This window comes from Streptomyces parvus (genome assembly GCF_032121415.1).
Classification (GTDB): Bacteria; Actinomycetota; Actinomycetes; order Streptomycetales; family Streptomycetaceae; genus Streptomyces; species Streptomyces globisporus_A.
The window spans coordinates 383,731-399,018 of sequence record NZ_CP135079.1 but is presented as its reverse complement, the minus strand read 5'-3'; the positions used below and the strand labels follow the sequence as shown (position 1 = coordinate 399,018).

Here is a 15,288-nt window from a genome sequence, read left to right as displayed (position 1 = left end):
ATGCGGCCGACCGGAAATCAATTGATCTCCGGTCGGCCGCTTCGTACGCTCCGGGACCATGCACCTGATCCAGCAGTCCCCGGACACCGCCTATCTGGCCGCCGACGAAGCCATCGACCATGAACACCCCCGGGTGCGGGAGGTGGCGGCCGACCTGGCGCGCGAGGCCGACGACGCATACACATACGCCCGAACCGCCTTCACATACGTACGCGACACCGTCCCGCACTCCGCGGACTCCGGCGATCCACGCGTCACCTGGCGCGCCTCCGACGTCCTCGCCACCCGCAACGGCATCTGCTACGCCAAGTCCATCGCGCTGACCGCGCTGCTCCGCGCCCACGGCATCCCGGCCGGCCTCTGCTACCAGCGCCTCGCCGACGACGACGGGGGCAACCCCGTGGTCCACGGCCTGGTCGCGCTCCGCCTGCCCGGACACGACCACTGGGCGCGGGTGGACCCCCGGGGCAACAGACCGGGCATCGACGCGCAGTTCTCGCTGGAGGAGGAGCGGCTGGCGTGGACGGTACGCGAGCACCTCGGGGAGGTGGACTACCCGGCCGTGTACGCCGCACCGCCACCGGAGATCCTCCACACGCTGAGGAGCGCCCGGGACCGCACGGAACTCCTGCGGACCCTTCCCACACACCTCTGAGCCCCCGGCGTACGTGCTCACCGGGGGCTCGGGAGGGAAGAGGCGGGAGAGGGGCCGGTCAGCCCAGCTCGCGCACCTCGGCGGGGGTCGGGGCCGTACCGCCGAGGTGGGCCGGCACCCACCAGGTGTCGCTCGCGTCCTTCGGGCGCACCGGGTAGGCCCGCTGCGCCGCCTCCAGCAGCTCCTGGACCCGCTCCCGCAGCCGCCGGGTGATGGCGCCCGCGTACTGGTCGGCGGGCGCCTCCACGGGCTCGCCGACCCGGATGGTGATCGGGATGTGGCTGCGCTTGAAGTTGCGCGGCCGGCCCTTCGTCCAGATCCGCTGCGTGCCCCAGAGCGCCATCGGGATCAGCGGGACCCCGGCCTCCTGGGCCAGGCGCGCGGCGCCCGACTTGAAGCTCTTCAGCGTGAAGGACTGGGAGATGGTGGCCTCGGGGAACACGCCGATGATCTCACCGGAACGCAGCGACCGGAGCGCGTGGGCGTACGCGTCCTCGCCCTGGTTGCGGTCGACGGGGATGTGCTTCATTCCCCGCATCAGCGGACCGGAGATCTTGTGCCGGAAGACCGATTCCTTCGCCATGAACCGGACGAGCCGCTTCTGCGGAAGAGCGCCGAGGCCGGTGAAGATGAAGTCGAGATAGCTGATGTGATTGCTGACCAGCACCGCACCACCGGTCTTCGGGATGTGCTCCGAACCCTGAGTGTCGATCTTCAGGTCGAGCGCCTTGAACATGGTGCGAGCGGCGCCGATGACCGGTCGATAGACGAGTTCTGCCATCTGGGGAAGACCCTTCTTCAGTGGCTCGGGAGGGTTCTCCCGGCGGAAGTTACGCAGCCGTAGGTTTTCGGCATTGTGGCGATGGTGCCCCATGCGCGAGCCGCTGGCCAGTCCCGGCGGACGTGGACCGCGAGATTCTCGTCACGTGCGTGTGACCCGCACGCTGTGGGAATGCCGGGGCGGCAGTCGGTGCTGAGCCCGTACGAAGAGCTCTGATCAGGAGGCACCAGGTGGACCGCCGGACCCGCGGACAGCGACTCGACGCAGCCCGACTCGGCGCGGAGCTGGGGGAGCGCGCCACGCTCGTCCAGTTCTCCAGCGCCTTCTGCCAGCCGTGCCGGGCCACCCGACGCACGCTCACCGAGGTGGCCGGGATGGTCGACGGGGTCGCCCACATCGAGATCGACGCCGAGGCTCATCTCACGCTCGTGCGGGAACTGGACATCACGAAAACGCCGACCGTCCTGGTGCTCGACGCGCAGGGCGAGGTGGTCCGCCGGGCATCCGGCCAGCCCCGCACGGTCGACGTCGTCGCGGCGCTGGGGCACGCCATATGACGGACCGTGACGCATCTCCCACATTCCGGAACCCGCTTGACTGCACGCACCACGCATCGTCAGTCTGACGTTATGCCGCCAGAACTCCTTCTTCACGGCCGGGTCCATGTGGACCTCGCACGCTACGCGAGCGCGCGCTGTCCGGGTGTCTGAGCACCCACGGACCCGTATGCCACTCCCGCAGAAGGACACGTCCATGACGGCAACGCCCGATCTCGCCTCCGCACCGACGGCCGCCACGCCCGAACTCTTCCGCTCCGTCTTCCGCCGCCACGCCGCGGGCGTCGCCGTGATCACCGCCGCCGGGGAGCGCCCGGTCGGCTTCACCGCCACCTCGCTGACCTCCGTCGCCGCCGAACCCCCGCTGATCTCCTTCGGCATCGGCACGTCGTCCTCCAGCTGGCCCGTGCTGTCCGGGGCCGCGTACGTCGGCGTCCACATACTCGGCGAGCACCAGCAGGAACTGGCCGCGACCTTCGCCCGCAGCGGAGCCGACCGCTTCGGCCCGTCGACCGACTGGAGCAGCGGCCCCGAAGGCGTTCCGCTCCTGGCGGACGTGTCCGCCTGGCTGGTCTGCCGGGTCGTGTCCCGCGTTCCGGCGGGGGACCACCGCATCGTCATCGCCGAAGCCGTGGCAGGCTCGCCCTCGGGGACCGGTCGCCCGCTGGTCTATCACCAGGGACGGTTCACGGCTCTGCGAGACTGAGCCCACGCACGCACGGCTCTGCCGCGTTGGCAAGGTCACAGTGCGGTGCGCTTGCTCAGGGGTAACAGTCTGGGTGTACTGGCGAGTAATATCGGCCTCGGAGCCTCGGTCGTCCTGACCGGATCCGGCCCGACAAGGCGCCTATGCTGCGTGCAACAAGGCAGCCCGGAAATGACGATGCAGTAGGAGAGCCGGCGTGAGCTTGAGGATCGTTGTCTGTGTGAAGTACGTGCCCGACGCGACCGGTGACCGGCGTTTCGCCGATGACCTGACGTTGGACCGTGAGGATGTCGACGGTCTGCTGTCGGAGCTGGACGAGTACGCGGTCGAGCAGGCGTTGCAGATCGCGGACGGGGCGGACGATGCGGAGATCACCGTGGTGACGGTGGGTCCGGAGGATGCCAGGGACGCGTTGCGCAAGGCGTTGTCGATGGGTGCGGACAGGGCGGTTCACGTCGAGGACGACGATCTGCACGGCACGGATGTGATGGGTACGTCGCTGGTGCTGGCGAGGGCGGTCGAGAAGACCGGTTACGACCTGGTGATCTGTGGTATGGCCTCGACGGACGGGGTGATGGGTGTGCTGCCGGCGCTGCTGGCGGAGCGGTTGGGTGTGCCGCAGGTGACGCTGCTGTCCGAGGTGTCGGTGAACGAGGGTGTGGTGACCGGGCGGCGTGACGGTGACACGGCGACCGAGCGGCTTGAGGCGTCGCTGCCGGCGGTGGTGTCGGTGACCGACCAGTCCGGTGAGGCGCGTTACCCCTCGTTCAAGGGGATCATGGCGGCGAAGAAGAAGCCGGTGGAGTCTTTGGATCTGGAGGATCTGGAGCTGGAGGCGGGCGAGGTGGGTCTGGCGGGTGCGTGGACGGCGGTCGATTCGGCGACCGAGCGTCCGGCGCGTACGGCGGGCACGATCGTGAAGGACGAGGGTGAGGGCGCGAAGCAGCTCGCCGAGTTCCTCGCGGGCCAGAAGTTCATCTGATCCCGCACGCGTAGTCCTTGCTCTCCCTTCCCCTCCTTCTCTTCTCTCGTCTGTCTGGAGTGCGTTGTCATGGCTGAAGTTCTGGTTCTGGTCGATCATGTGGATGGTGCGGTCCGTAAGCCCACGCTGGAGCTGCTGACGCTGGCGCGTCGGATCGGTGACCCGGTGGCCGTGGCCCTGGGTGCGGGTGCCGAGGCGACTGCTGGTGTGCTGGGTGAGCACGGTGCGGTGAAGGTGCTGGTCTCCGACGCTCCGGAGTTCGCGGACTATCTGGTGGTGCCGAAGGTCGACGCGCTGCAGGCGGCGTTCGAGGCGGTGTCGCCGGCGGCGGTGCTGGTGGTGTCCTCGGCGGAGGGCAAGGAGGTCGCCGCGCGTCTCGCGCTGCGGATCGGTTCCGGGATCATCACCGATGCCACTGATCTGGAGGCCGGGGACGGGGGTCCGGTGGCGACGCAGGCGGTGTTCGCCGCTTCCTACACCACCAAGTCCCGGGTTTCCAGGGGTGTTCCGGTGATCACGGTGAAGCCGAACTCCGCTCCGGTCGAGCCGGCCGCCGCCGCGGGTGCGGTCGAGGCCCTGGCGGTCTCGTTCGGTGAGGGTTCGACGGGCACGAAGGTGGTCTCGCGGACGGCGCGGGAGTCGACCGGGCGCCCGGAGCTGACCGAGGCGGCGATCGTGGTCTCGGGTGGCCGTGGCGTCAACGGCGCGGAGAACTTCCCGCTGATCGAGGCGCTCGCGGACTCGCTGGGTGCCGCGGTGGGCGCGTCGCGTGCGGCGGTGGACGCGGGCTGGTACCCGCACACCTCGCAGGTCGGGCAGACGGGCAAGTCCGTCTCGCCGCAGCTGTACATCGCCTCGGGTATCTCCGGTGCGATCCAGCACCGGGCGGGGATGCAGACCTCGAAGACGATCGTCGCGATCAACAAGGACGCCGAGGCCCCGATCTTCGAACTCGTCGACTACGGCGTGATCGGTGACCTCTTCACGGTCGTTCCCCAGCTCACCGAGGAGATCAACACCCGCAAGGGCTGATCCCCCAGCACCACCCCGCTCCACCCCGCCCGGGCCGCACGGTGAACCCCACCGCGCGGCCCGGTGCCGTTCCGGGCGACCATTGACGCGGGTCGAGCGGCCTTATAACTTCACTATACGGATTGTTGATTCCGGGAAGCGGAAACAGCGAGAGTGTGGAGGGTGCGGTCATGGGTCAGCAGGAGAAGGTGGCAACGAGCCTCGCCGGTGCGGTCAGCGAGGAGATCAGTGCCTCCCTCACGGCGGTCGACGCGGAACTCGCCCGCCGCTACCCAGGAGACCCCGGCACCCGCCAGCCCGTGCACACCGTCTACGTACCCGGTGACGTCTTCGAGCCCGGCACCCTGCGCTCCTGGGGCGACCGGGCGCTGGCCGCCCTCGACGAACACGCCCCCGACGCCGCTTCGTTCGCCGCCGTCCTCGGCATCCCCGAGGAGCTGGCGGGCCCGGTCCACGACCGCGTACGCGCCAAGCTGGGGCGCGAGCCCGTCGAGGACCTGCGCATCGACTTCGAGGACGGCTACGGCCCCCGCCCGGACGCGGAGGAGGACGAGGCCGCGGCCCGGGCCGCGCGCCTGGTCTCCGAGGCGTACGCGAACGGCACTGCCGCCCCGTACGCGGGCATCCGGATGAAGTGCATGGAGGCCGGTGTCCGCGACCGGGGCATCCGCACCACGGACGTGTTCCTCACCGGCCTGATGGAGGCGGGCGGGCTCCCCGAAGGGCTCGTGCTGACCCTTCCGAAGGTCACGTACCCCGAGCAGGTCACCGCCTTCGTCCAGCTCCTCGAAGCCTTCGAGAAGGCCCACGGCCTCGACGCCGGACGGATCGGCTTCGAGATCCAGATCGAGACCAGCCAGTCCATCCTCGCCGCCGACGGGACCGCCGCCGTCGCCCGCATGATCGACGCCGCGCAGGGCCGGGCGACCGGGCTGCACTACGGCACCTTCGACTACAGCGCCTGCGTCGGGGTCAGCGCCGCCTACCAGGCCGGCGACCACCCCGCCGCCGACCACGCCAAGGCCGTCATGCAGGTCGCGGCCGCGGGCACCGGCGTACGCGTCTCCGACGGTTCCACCAACGTCCTGCCCGTGGGCCCGACCGCTCAGGTCCACGAGGCCTGGAGGCTCCACTACGGCCTCACCCGCCGTGCCCTGGCCCGCGCCTACTACCAGGGCTGGGACATGCACCCCGGCCACCTGCCGACGCGCTACGCGGCCGTGTACGCCTTCTACCGGGAGGGCCTGGAGCCCGCCGCCGCGCGTCTCGCCGCCTACGTGGCCAAGGCCGGCGGTGACGTCATGGACGAACCCGCCACCGCCAAGGCCCTCAGCGGCTATCTGCTGCGCGGCATCGACTGCGGCGCGCTGGACACCGCCGAGGTCGCCCGGCTGACCGGCCTGACCCGCGCGGACCTGGACGCCTTCGCCTCGCCGCGCCGGGGCGACCTCACGGTCACCGCTCCTTGAAGCCGTGAGGAGAAGCGTCAGTAGCTTTCGCGCCCCGAGGAGGTGGCCAGTCCCGCCGGGGTGCGCAGGCCCGCGACCGGCACCGTCCGCCGGCCGCCGCGCACCGGCAGCTTCACCACCCGGCTGTTGTCGAAGTCCGCGATGTGCAGCGCGCCCGCCGGGTCGAAGACCAGGCCGTACGGGGAGTTGAGCCCGATCGCCGGGACGGTCCGCTGCCGTCCGCCGCCAACCGCCCCACCCGGTCGTTGCCGCTGTGGGAGACGAACCGGTCCCCTCCTCGGACGAACGTCAGGCTGGTCGGCCGGGACAGACCGGTCGTGGGCACGGTCGTCTGCGGGCCGCCGTCGGCGGGGGCCCTCACCACGCGGTCGTTGGCGAAGTCCCGCCATGAAGAGGCTCCCCGCCTTGTCCAGGGCGAGCCCGTTGGGGTGGGGCAGTCCGGTGGTGTGGACGGTGACCTGGCCGCTGCCGTCTGCGAGCACCTTCGCCGGACCCCGTCGATTCCTTCAGCGTCGAAGCAGGGGCGCAGGCGGCCGCGTTGGCGGCTCGCGGCGATGGCCGCGGCGCTGCTGCTGTGCGCAGCGCCGGTCGCCCTGCCGCACCCGGGACCGCGCCTGGCGCGGCGGACGGGTGCCCCCGGCGCATGGCGTGGCGTCCCTGTGCATCTCCGACCACCAGCGACAACACACCGTGCTGCGGCTGCCGTCCGGCGGCGGGGCCCGGTCATGGTCACGCTGTCCCTCAGCCGTCCCGGCGTGCGGTGGCGCCGCCACGGGCGCGGTAGGCCCGCATCTTGTGCCGGGCGCCGCACACGTCCATGTCGCACCACAGGCCGTTCGACGACGGCGCCCGGTCGTAGAACACCCAGCGGCATTCCGGCGCCGCGCAGGCCTTGAGCCGCGTCGCGTGACGCCCGGTCAGGCCGTCGCGCAGCAGGGCTTCGAGCACCGTGCGGACGATCTCCGCCGCCGGCGGCCCGTCGTCGGCCGGGCGCAGGGCGAGTGTGCCGTCCGGGCGCACGGCCGGGGGGCCCGCCACGGAGTGGATCAGCCGGTTGAGGGCGTCGAGGGCCTCGGGGGAGGTCCGCTCCACCAGGAAGGCCCGTACGGTCTCCCGGGCCTCCGTGAGCGCCGCCAGCTCGGCCGGGGCGACCGCTTCCGGATACCCGTGCGCCCGCAGCCATCCGCCCGCCGTCCCGGGCCGGGCGAGCTCGTCCTCCCCGTGGAGAAAGGTCGCCGTGTTGCAGAACGCCTCGACCGGTTCGAGTTCCACGGGTGCCGGGTTCCGTCGCATGATCCCCACTCTACCAACGTTACCGACAAGTGGACCGCTCTGGTAACGTCGAAGTCCGGCAGGATTCTGCACCCGACATCAGGAGGCGTGTCATGAACGGCAATCTGACCAGGACGTTCGAGACCCCGGACGGGACGGTCCGCTGGGACGTGCTGGGGAAGGGCGACCCGGTCGTCCTGCTCCACGGCACCCCGTTCTCGTCGCGCATCTGGCGCGAGATCGCACCGGCGCTCGCCCAGGACCACCAGGTCTACGTCTTCGACCTGCTCGGCTTCGGGCAGTCGGAGCAGCGCGCGGGGCAGGATCTCCGGCTGGCCGCGCACACGCGGGTGTTCACCGGGCTGCTGGATCACTGGGGGCTGGAGAACCCGAGGGTGATCGCCCACGACATCGGCGGGGCCGTGGCGCTGCGGGCGCTGCTGCTGGAAGGGGCCCGGTACGCCGATCTCACCCTGGTCGACGCGGTGGGCTGCGGCGACTGGGGGACCGGGCTGTTCAGGCTGGTACGGGAGAACGCCCGCCTCTTCGAGCAACTGCCCGTCTACGCGCACGAGGCGCTGGCCGAGAGTCATCTGCGGTTCGCGAGCCACCCCGGCTACCGGCCGGACGTCCTGGCCGCCCATCTCGACCCGTGGCGCGGTGAAGAGGGCAGGGCCGCGTACTACCGCCAGTACGGACAGCTGGAGCAGGCGGCCACCGACGAGTTCCAGCACCTGCTGGGGTCCGTACCGGTACCCACCCGGATCATCTGGGGCCGCGAGGACGGCTTCCTGCCGCCGCCCTTCGCCGAGCAGTTGCACGCGCTGATCCCGCACTCCGAGCTGCACTGGCTGGAGGGCGCGGGCCACGCGACCCCCGAGGACGCGCCCGCGCGGCTCCTGGCGCTGCTCACCCGGGAGTTCCGGCCGGTCGCCGCCCGGGCCTGACGGCGAGTGTCCCGGGGTTCGAGGCCTTCCGGGGCGGCGGGTCTCCGGCCCCGCGCGGCTCTTGGCGCTGCTGACCCGGGAGTTCCGCGCGGGGGCCCGATCCGGCTCAGGCGGGCGGCAGTTCGCCCGAGCCGCGCGGGATCAGCCTCGTGGGCAGCTCGACCCGCGCCGGGGCGTGGTCGGCCCCGTCGAGGCGGCGGAAGAGGTGCTCGGCGGCGGTCCTGCCGACCGCTGCCGCGTCCTGCGAGATCACGGTGATGCCGAGCAGGTCGGCCAGCTCGATGTCGTCGAACCCGACCAGCGCCACCGGCCGCTCCCGCTCCGCGATCACCCGCACCGCCGTCACCGTCACCCGGTTGTTGCCCGCGAACAGGGCGGTGACCGGTTCGGGCCCGCTCAGCATCCCCTCGGCCGCGGCCCGCACCCGCTCCGGCTCGGTGGAGCCGAGGGAGACCCAGCCGTCCTCGACGGTGATGCCGGCGTCCCGCATGGCGGCGTGATAGCCGCGCAGACGCTCGGTGGCCGTGTGGATCCGCGGCTGGTCACCGATGAACCCGATCCTGCGGTGACCGTGCGCGATGAGGTGCGCCACGCCCTCCCTGGCCCCGCCGAAGCTGTCGGAGAGCACCATGTCGACGTCCACATGGCCCGCCGGGCGGTCCACGAAGACCGTGGCGATGCCCGCCTTGATCTCCGGCTCCAGATAGCGGTGGTCGTCGCCTGCCGGGATCACGATCAGACCGTCGACGCGGCGGGCGCACAGCGCCAGCACCAGCTCCTGCTCCCGCTCCGGGTCCTCGGCGCTGGAACCGTTGATCAGCAACGCGCCGTGCGCGCGGGCGACTTCCTCCACCGCGCGGCTCAGCGGACCGTAGAACGGGTCCGCCAGATCCTCCAGGACCAGTCCGATGGACGCCGTACGCCCCTTGCGCAGCACCCGGGCGCTGTCGTTGCGGCGGAAGCCCAGCGCGTCGATCGCCTCCTGCACGCGGCGCTCGGTGTCGGGCGTGACGCCGGGCTCGCTGTTCACCACCCGGGAGACCGTCTTCAGGCCGACTCCGGCCCGGGCCGCCACGTCCTTCATGGTCGGCCGGTTGCCGTAACGGGTCTCGGAATGACGGGCGGTCCGGTCCACGTGCGCTGTCCTGTCGTCGGATACGGGCGGGGCTTGCGGTGCTCCGGCCGGGGCCGAGCGGGGCCGGGACGGGGCGCCGCGGGGGTACTCGAAGGCCGTGGCGTCGAGCATAGGCCCTGGACAACGTTGTCAACAGAATGGAGACTGTGCAGACTATGGACGGAACCCGCAGGTCCCGCCCCTTCACCGATCCGGAGAGCCCACACCGATGCATACCGACCTCGTCGCCGCGCTCGACATCGGCGGCACCAAGATCGCCGGAGCGCTGGTGGACGGCGACGGATCCCTCCTCGGACGGGCGCAGCGGCCGACGCCCGCCCGGCAGGGCGCCGAGGCGGTCATGGGGGCGGTGGACGAGGTGCTGGGCGAGCTGATGGCCTCGCCGCTGTGGGGCAGGGCCGGTTCCGTCGGAATCGGCAGCGCCGGTCCGGTGGACGCCGCCGCCGGCACGGTCAGCCCGGTCAACGTCCCCGGCTGGCGGGATTTCCCGCTGGTGGAGCGGGTGCACAAGACGGCGGGCGGGCTGTCGGTCGCGCTGGTGGGCGACGGGGTCGCGATGACGGCCGCCGAGCACTGGCTCGGCGCCGCCCGGGGCTACGACAACGCGCTCTGCCTCGTCGTGTCGACGGGCGTGGGCGGCGGGCTCGTCCTCGGCGGCACCCTGCGCCCCGGCCCCTCGGGCAACGCCGGGCACATCGGCCACATCAGCGTCGACCTGGACGGCGACCCGTGCCCCTGCGGTGCGCGCGGCTGCGTCGAGGGCATCGCCAGCGGCCCCAACATCGCCCGCCGCGCCCTGGAGAACGGCTGGCGGCCCGGCCCGGACGGCGACGCGACGGCCGCCGCGGTGGCCGTCGCCGCCCGCGCCGGGGACCCGGTCGCCATCGCCTCCTACGAGCGCGCGGCCCAGGCGCTGGCCGCCGGTATCGCCGCCACCGCGACCTTGGCGGACCTCGACATCGCGGTGGTCGGCGGGGGAGTGGCCGGGGCCGGTGACGTCCTCTTCGTACCGCTGCGCCGCAGCCTGCGCGAGTACGCCACGCTCTCCTACCTCCGCCGGCTGACGGTGGCACCCGCCGTGATGGGCAACGACGCGGGCCTGGTCGGGGCCGCGGCGGCGGCCATCGCCCTGCGCTAGGGGCCGCGACGGCTTCCAGGAGGCGCCCGTTCGTCAGGCCGGGCGCCTCCTGGATCGATTGGCCGCGTACCGCGTTCACACGGTGGCGGCCGGGCGGCCCGTTCTGCGTCGCCCGGGTGATCAGGTTCGGGTGCCGATCGAAGCCAGAGGATCAAAGAAAAGCTCAGCCCTGAAAGAACTCGATGAGCTTCGGCGCGAGCTTCTTGGGCGCCGTGACCACCGCTCCATGATCGAGGCTCTGGAGCGCGTGGTGGTCGGCGTCGGGCAGCGCCTCCGTGACCGCTCGCGCGGCCCTCCGGAAGCTGTCCGGACTCTTCGAGCCGGTCATGACAAGGGTCGGCGCGGTCGCGGGCGCCCACATCTCGGCTGCGAGGGGGCTGCCTTGCTGGGTGTCGCCCATGACCGGATGTCGTAGGGCAGGGTATGGGCCATTGCCTTGAGGTTCGACCGCACTCCGGGCATCAGTCGCATCGATCCGACCATGAACGAGGGCATGCCCTGGGCCTTGGTCATGAAAGCCTTGACCGCCTCGCCGCGCCGGTCCTCGGCGATCAGAGCGTCGATGTGCCGTGCGAAGTCCTGCGGCGGTCCGAAGTCGCCGGGGGCGACGGCGAAGGGCGGCTCGTAGAGCGCGAGCCGCTGGATGTTGAGGCCGGCCGCCGCGGCGCGCAGGGCGAGTACCGCACCGGCCGAACTGCCGAACACCGAGGCAGCACCGCCCGCATGCTCGATCAGCGCCGCGATGTCATCGATCTCGTGCCGCACCGTGTAGCCGGCGTTGTTGCCGCCGGGACCCCGGCCGCGGCGGCCATAGTTGACGACGGTGAAGTACGGGGCGAGGAGGCCGGCGAGCTTCTTGGTGTCGGAGCGGTCGGCCAGCGCCGAGGACACCAGGATCACCGCGGGCCCGCTGCCGGACCGCTCAGACGCGATGGGGTTCCGTCGCTCGAGACAACCGTCGACTTCACGGTGACCGCCGACTGGCGAGTTGCTGACATGTAGTGCTCTCCGCTTCACATGGAGGTGCCGTGCCTCTGACGCAGAGGGGACGGCGGACCGGCCGGAAAATCATCGGTCCCGCGGCATCGAATTCTGAACCTCGTGCGCCGAACGGCCGTGGCCTCGTCGCCCGCGCCACCTCCGGCGCCGCGGCCGGGCCGGCTGCCGCCGTGGATTCGACCGGGCTGTGATGGTGATGTCCAAGGATCCGTCGCGCACCGCCCGTTCGGCCTCGTTCGCGTCGGCGCCCGCGAAGACCAGGATGTCCGCGGCGACCAGCCGTACGCTCTCCCACACCGCGACCGGGAGGGCCGGACCTGTGTCCGGAGCTCCCCGGACGATGCCGAGGGTCCGGCGGATGGCGTGCCTGAACACGGCATGGCTTCCGGGAGCGGTCGCCAGTGCTTCCAGGACCCCGGACAGCCCCCGTACCGTGGGGGCGAGTGTCTGTCTGTGCACCGTGTCGAGAGCTGCGGCACCGCGGATGAGGGTGAGGCAGCTGTTGCCGAGCAGGTCCAGGTACCTCGTGGCCGCGATCTCCTGGAGGACGGGTTCCCGCCGGCCCCGCCAGCGGGGCGTACGCCGGGCAACGGCGATGGCGTCGCTCCGTGTTCCGCCGAGATCGTTCAGCAGGGAGTAGAGGGGGCGCGCCTCCTCCCACTGCTGGGCTTCCCGCTCCTCCGACGACTCCTCCAGCGCCCGTGCCGTCAACTCCAGTGCATGGCCCAGCCCCTTCAGCGTGGCGGTCTCGGCCCGTCTCAGCAGTGCGAGCGGGTGCGGCGGGAAGAGCAACTGACTGAACACCAGCGCCACGCCCGCTGCGAGCAGGGCGTCCTGTACGCGGTCGATACCCGATCCGCTTCTCGCCTCCGTGCCGGCTGTCGTCGTCTCCCGTGTCGTCTTCTCCCTCTTCGCGTCGCGGTTCCGCTGGGGGGCGGCCTTCTCCGGGCGCTCCAGCGGGTGGCGCTGACCTTCGTCAACCCGGTCGCGATGGGGGTGGTGGTCGCGTGCTTCTTCGGCCCCTGGTGGGGGCTGGGCGCCGGAATCGCCGCCTACGCGCTGCGCAAGGGCTTCGTGGTGGAGTACCGCACCGGCAGACGGCGCCCGCACGGACACCCCGCCGGCCGACGGGCGACTGCCGGATCACACGGCGACGGCGGCTATCGGCCGTCGCCAGGGCTGCGTCGGGTGGCAGCCCTGGAGCAGGGGGCGGCCCTGGGTCTGACGACCCTCGCACTCCCGTGCTGGCCTTCGTCGCCGCGCTGGACGGGCAGGCGTGGACCTCGATCGTCCGCCGCCAGGTCACCGACGGCACACGGACCGGGAGCAACCGCCTGATGGAGCTCGGCCGCAAGGGAAACGGCGTCGTGGACTGGAACCTGGACACGGAGGAAGCCCCCAACGGTGCGGGGGGGGGCGAGGAGAGCCTCTATGTGCGCGAGCCGTGGTGGCGCGACTGAACGGCCGTCCCGCAGGGGACACGCACGGAGCGAACCGGGCCGCCGGGCGGCCGTCCCCGGGTTCCGGCGGGAGGCAGCCGCTTCCCGCGAGGTGTCCGGCGCCTTGACCACGCAGGTCCTCGACGCCGACCCGGACGCGGCCACTCCCCGGCTCGCCTCGGCCTCGGCCGGCATGAGCTGCCCGGTGTGGAGGGTACGTACAGCGAGGTGACGATCGCAATGGAGGAGCGGATCGTTGGGTATCTCCAGGAGGTGTGGGAGACGGAAGGGGGAGCGGGCTGTGGTCACCGCCTTTCCACCCGTCTCCCGGACGATCCCGCGACATCCACTCCGCCGCTGTTGAGCGGCCTTCCCACCCTGGAGTACTAGTGATTGTTGTTTGGATCAACGGTGCGTTCGGCGCGGGCAAGACCAGCGTCGCCGGCGAACTGATCGATCTGATTCCGAACAGCACGCTGTACGACCCGGAGGTCACCGGCGCGGAACTGCGCGCCCTGCTGCCGCAGAAGCGGCTCGCCGAGGTCGCCGACTTCCAGGACCTGCCGATCTGGCGGCGGCTCGTGGTGGACACGGCGGCGGCGCTGCTCGCCGAGGTGCCCGGGGTGCTGGTGGTGCCGATGACACTGCTGCGGCAGGAGTACCGCGACGAGATCTTCGGCGGGCTCGCCTCCCGGCGCATCCCGGTCCGGCATGTGGCGCTCTCACCTGAGGAAACGATCCTGCGCAGCCGAATCGCGGGCCGCGAGGAGTCTCCCGGCGACGACGAGCAGAACGACCGGGCGCGCCGGTGGGCGTACGAGCACATCGGCCCCTACCGCGACGCCCTCGGCTGGATCGCCGAGGACGCGCATGTGGTCGACAACAGCGCCCTCACTCCCCGGGAGACCGCCGAGCGGATCGCGGACGCCGTGCGCACCGGGAGCGCGCCGCCGTGCCCCATCGTGCAGAGCCCCGAGCCGACCGGCGAGACGGTGGCCGCCGGGGTCCTGCTCTTCGACGAGCAGGACCGGGTCTTGCTCGTCGACCCCACGTACAAACCGGGGTGGGAGTTCCCCGGCGGGGTCGTGGAGGCGGGGGAGGCGCCCGCGCAGGCCGGGATCCGTGAGGTCGCCGAGGAGATAGGCCTCAGCCTCGACCGGGTGCCCACCCTGCTGCTCGTCGACTGGGAGTCGCCCCGCCCGCCCGGCTACGGCGGGCTGCGCTTCCTCTTCGACGGCGGCCTGCTCCGCTCCGAGGACGCCGGCAGGCTGCTGCTGCCGGGCTCCGAGCTGCGCGGCTGGCGCTTCGTCACCGAGGAGGAGGCCGCGGGGATGCTGCCGCCCACCCGGTACGAGCGGCTGCGCTGGGCCCTGCGGGCGCGCGAGCGGAAGACGGTGCTCAATCTGGAGGCGGGGGTGCCGGTGGGCTGAGCGGGCTCATCCGCCGTTCGCCGCCGCCTCCATCACCGCGGCGGCGTCCTCGGTGAGCGGGTCGCCATGGCCGAAGCAGACGGTTCGGGGCGCGAGCGCGGCCAGTCGCCGGAACGTGGCGGCCGCCCCGGCGCGGTCCACGTTGAACACGCCGAGCATCACCCGCTCCACGGAGGCGACGGCGTCCCCGGTGAACAGCACGCCGTGGCGCGGCAGATGGAGCGCGATGGAGCCCGGGGTGTGACCGGGGGCGTGGACCACCCGCGCCCCGTCCCCGAACGGCAGCACCTCGCCGCCGGTCAACTCGCGGTGGACCCGGGTGGGCGGGGCCTCGGGGCACGTCAACCCATGGGCGTACAGCGGCCGTTCCCAGTCCAGCAGGTCCGGCTCCGGTACCGGGCGCTCGCCCCGGATCACCGGGGCGTCCCGGGCGTGGGCGAGGATCTCGGCGCCGTGCCGGTCCGCCAGCTCCCGCGCGGCCCCGTAGTGGTCGCGGTGGCCGTGGGTGATGAGGATGCGGCGGATCCGGGCCGGGTCGTGGCCGAGTGCCCGGACCGCGTCCTCGATCGCGGGGGCCGACTCGATGTCGCCCGCGTCGATCAACGTCAGGTCCGCCCCGTCGCGCCAGAGATACGCCTGACCGATCCGGAAGCGGAACATGTGCAACTGGGGGAGTACCTCGACGAGATCCATACGGCGAACGTACGCAGGGGCGGACCTGCGCCGCACGGATCTACGCTCCGGGC

Annotated in this window: 18 protein-coding genes and 1 pseudogene; 11 read left to right on the top strand and 8 right to left on the bottom strand. The window is 71.9% G+C overall.

Annotated elements, in window-relative coordinates:
- The first annotated feature begins 58 nt into the window (after nt 1-58).
- On the top strand, nt 59-655 hold the full coding sequence (locus RNL97_RS02740; protein ID WP_313750315.1) for a transglutaminase-like domain-containing protein: 597 nt from the start codon (nt 59-61) through the stop codon (nt 653-655).
- A 58-nt stretch (nt 656-713) separates the two neighbouring features.
- On the opposite strand, the gene RNL97_RS02735 is transcribed toward RNL97_RS02740, so the two are convergent.
- A complete protein-coding gene (locus tag RNL97_RS02735) occupies nt 714-1,436 on the bottom strand; it encodes a lysophospholipid acyltransferase family protein (RefSeq protein ID WP_030581078.1) in 723 nt (240 codons plus the stop codon).
- A gap of 230 nt (nt 1,437-1,666) precedes the next feature.
- Between RNL97_RS02735 and RNL97_RS02730 the strand changes: the two genes are divergently transcribed.
- From RNL97_RS02730 to RNL97_RS02710, 6 genes are all read left to right on the top strand, one after another.
- Nucleotides 1,667-1,993, top strand: a complete 327-nt coding sequence (locus RNL97_RS02730; protein ID WP_030581081.1) for a TlpA family protein disulfide reductase — start codon at nt 1,667-1,669, stop codon at nt 1,991-1,993.
- Nucleotides 1,994-2,065: 72 nt separating this feature from the next.
- The gene (locus RNL97_RS33025; RefSeq protein ID WP_351449023.1) at nt 2,066-2,146 is read left to right on the top strand and encodes a putative leader peptide; all 81 of its coding nucleotides are present in this window, start codon (nt 2,066-2,068) and stop codon (nt 2,144-2,146) included.
- 43 nt (nt 2,147-2,189) lie between these two features.
- Nucleotides 2,190-2,699 (top strand): flavin reductase family protein, encoded by a 510-nt coding sequence (locus RNL97_RS02725; protein ID WP_030581084.1) that lies wholly within the window; start codon nt 2,190-2,192, stop codon nt 2,697-2,699.
- A gap of 196 nt (nt 2,700-2,895) precedes the next feature.
- Nucleotides 2,896-3,681, top strand: a complete 786-nt coding sequence (locus RNL97_RS02720) for an electron transfer flavoprotein subunit beta/FixA family protein (RefSeq protein WP_030593795.1) — start codon at nt 2,896-2,898, stop codon at nt 3,679-3,681.
- A gap of 69 nt (nt 3,682-3,750) precedes the next feature.
- Nucleotides 3,751-4,713: an electron transfer flavoprotein subunit alpha/FixB family protein gene (locus RNL97_RS02715; protein ID WP_030593797.1), complete on the top strand. Its 963-nt coding sequence runs from the start codon at nt 3,751-3,753 to the stop codon at nt 4,711-4,713.
- Between the two features lie 170 nt (nt 4,714-4,883).
- The gene (locus RNL97_RS02710; RefSeq protein ID WP_030587345.1) at nt 4,884-6,182 is read left to right on the top strand and encodes a DUF6986 family protein; all 1,299 of its coding nucleotides are present in this window, start codon (nt 4,884-4,886) and stop codon (nt 6,180-6,182) included.
- A gap of 17 nt (nt 6,183-6,199) precedes the next feature.
- Here the strand turns inward: RNL97_RS02710 and RNL97_RS02705 are convergent, their stop codons facing one another.
- Both RNL97_RS02705 and RNL97_RS02700 read right to left on the bottom strand, forming a co-directional pair.
- Complete coding sequence (locus RNL97_RS02705; protein WP_313750314.1) at nt 6,200-6,664, bottom strand: NHL repeat-containing protein; 465 nt, start codon at nt 6,662-6,664, stop codon at nt 6,200-6,202.
- Between the two features lie 259 nt (nt 6,665-6,923).
- The gene (locus RNL97_RS02700; RefSeq protein ID WP_030587342.1) at nt 6,924-7,475 is read right to left on the bottom strand and encodes a CGNR zinc finger domain-containing protein; all 552 of its coding nucleotides are present in this window, start codon (nt 7,473-7,475) and stop codon (nt 6,924-6,926) included.
- A gap of 92 nt (nt 7,476-7,567) precedes the next feature.
- Between RNL97_RS02700 and RNL97_RS02695 the strand changes: the two genes are divergently transcribed.
- A complete protein-coding gene (locus RNL97_RS02695; RefSeq protein ID WP_243313167.1) occupies nt 7,568-8,401 on the top strand; it encodes an alpha/beta fold hydrolase in 834 nt (277 codons plus the stop codon).
- Between the two features lie 106 nt (nt 8,402-8,507).
- On the opposite strand, the gene RNL97_RS02690 is transcribed toward RNL97_RS02695, so the two are convergent.
- Nucleotides 8,508-9,536, bottom strand: coding sequence for a LacI family DNA-binding transcriptional regulator (locus RNL97_RS02690; protein WP_030587336.1), 1,029 nt, complete (start codon nt 9,534-9,536; stop codon nt 8,508-8,510).
- Between the two features lie 208 nt (nt 9,537-9,744).
- Between RNL97_RS02690 and RNL97_RS02685 the strand changes: the two genes are divergently transcribed.
- Nucleotides 9,745-10,674 carry an ROK family protein gene (locus tag RNL97_RS02685; protein ID WP_030587332.1) on the top strand — a complete coding sequence of 310 codons (930 nt, stop codon included), beginning with the start codon at nt 9,745-9,747 and terminating at the stop codon, nt 10,672-10,674.
- A gap of 163 nt (nt 10,675-10,837) precedes the next feature.
- Here RNL97_RS02685 and RNL97_RS02680 read toward each other — a convergent pair whose 3' ends face one another.
- The 3 genes from RNL97_RS02680 to RNL97_RS02670 form a co-directional block, all read right to left on the bottom strand.
- Nucleotides 10,838-11,002, bottom strand: coding sequence for a hypothetical protein (locus RNL97_RS02680; RefSeq protein WP_313750313.1), 165 nt, complete (start codon nt 11,000-11,002; stop codon nt 10,838-10,840).
- On the bottom strand, nt 10,999-11,565 hold the full coding sequence (locus tag RNL97_RS02675; RefSeq protein WP_313750312.1) for an alpha/beta fold hydrolase: 567 nt from the start codon (nt 11,563-11,565) through the stop codon (nt 10,999-11,001). The genes RNL97_RS02680 and RNL97_RS02675 overlap by 4 nt, the downstream gene beginning before the upstream one ends.
- A 177-nt stretch (nt 11,566-11,742) precedes the next feature.
- On the bottom strand, nt 11,743-12,477 hold the full coding sequence (locus RNL97_RS02670; RefSeq protein ID WP_234313444.1) for a hypothetical protein: 735 nt from the start codon (nt 12,475-12,477) through the stop codon (nt 11,743-11,745).
- Between the two features lie 43 nt (nt 12,478-12,520).
- On the opposite strand from RNL97_RS02670, the pseudogene RNL97_RS02665 reads away from it, so the two are divergent.
- Nucleotides 12,521-13,133 (top strand): annotated as a pseudogene (locus RNL97_RS02665) (hypothetical protein); the annotation flags it as partial.
- Nucleotides 13,134-13,504: 371 nt separating this feature from the next.
- Nucleotides 13,505-14,542, top strand: a complete 1,038-nt coding sequence (locus tag RNL97_RS02660; protein ID WP_243316273.1) for an NUDIX hydrolase — start codon at nt 13,505-13,507, stop codon at nt 14,540-14,542.
- Between the two features lie 6 nt (nt 14,543-14,548).
- On the opposite strand, the gene RNL97_RS02655 is transcribed toward RNL97_RS02660, so the two are convergent.
- Nucleotides 14,549-15,235, bottom strand: a complete 687-nt coding sequence (locus RNL97_RS02655) for an MBL fold metallo-hydrolase (RefSeq protein WP_313750311.1) — start codon at nt 15,233-15,235, stop codon at nt 14,549-14,551.
- Between the last annotated feature and the right edge of the window lie 53 nt (nt 15,236-15,288).

What these genes read in the sequence shown, in the direction of transcription:
- RNL97_RS02700 (WP_030587342.1), bottom strand. Translation starts at nt 7,475, where the DNA reads ATGCGACGGAACCCGGCACCCGTGGAACTCGAACCGGTCGAGGCGTTC.
- RNL97_RS33025 (WP_351449023.1), top strand. Translation starts at nt 2,066, where the DNA reads ATGCCGCCAGAACTCCTTCTTCACGGCCGGGTCCATGTGGACCTCGCA.
- RNL97_RS02680 (WP_313750313.1), bottom strand. Translation starts at nt 11,002, where the DNA reads ATGACCGGCTCGAAGAGTCCGGACAGCTTCCGGAGGGCCGCGCGAGCG.
- RNL97_RS02710 (WP_030587345.1), top strand. Translation starts at nt 4,884, where the DNA reads ATGGGTCAGCAGGAGAAGGTGGCAACGAGCCTCGCCGGTGCGGTCAGC.
- RNL97_RS02735 (WP_030581078.1), bottom strand. Translation starts at nt 1,436, where the DNA reads ATGGCAGAACTCGTCTATCGACCGGTCATCGGCGCCGCTCGCACCATG.
- RNL97_RS02655 (WP_313750311.1), bottom strand. Translation starts at nt 15,235, where the DNA reads ATGGATCTCGTCGAGGTACTCCCCCAGTTGCACATGTTCCGCTTCCGG.
- RNL97_RS02740 (WP_313750315.1), top strand. Translation starts at nt 59, where the DNA reads ATGCACCTGATCCAGCAGTCCCCGGACACCGCCTATCTGGCCGCCGAC.
- RNL97_RS02725 (WP_030581084.1), top strand. Translation starts at nt 2,190, where the DNA reads ATGACGGCAACGCCCGATCTCGCCTCCGCACCGACGGCCGCCACGCCC.
- RNL97_RS02685 (WP_030587332.1), top strand. Translation starts at nt 9,745, where the DNA reads ATGCATACCGACCTCGTCGCCGCGCTCGACATCGGCGGCACCAAGATC.
- RNL97_RS02715 (WP_030593797.1), top strand. Translation starts at nt 3,751, where the DNA reads ATGGCTGAAGTTCTGGTTCTGGTCGATCATGTGGATGGTGCGGTCCGT.
- RNL97_RS02695 (WP_243313167.1), top strand. Translation starts at nt 7,568, where the DNA reads ATGAACGGCAATCTGACCAGGACGTTCGAGACCCCGGACGGGACGGTC.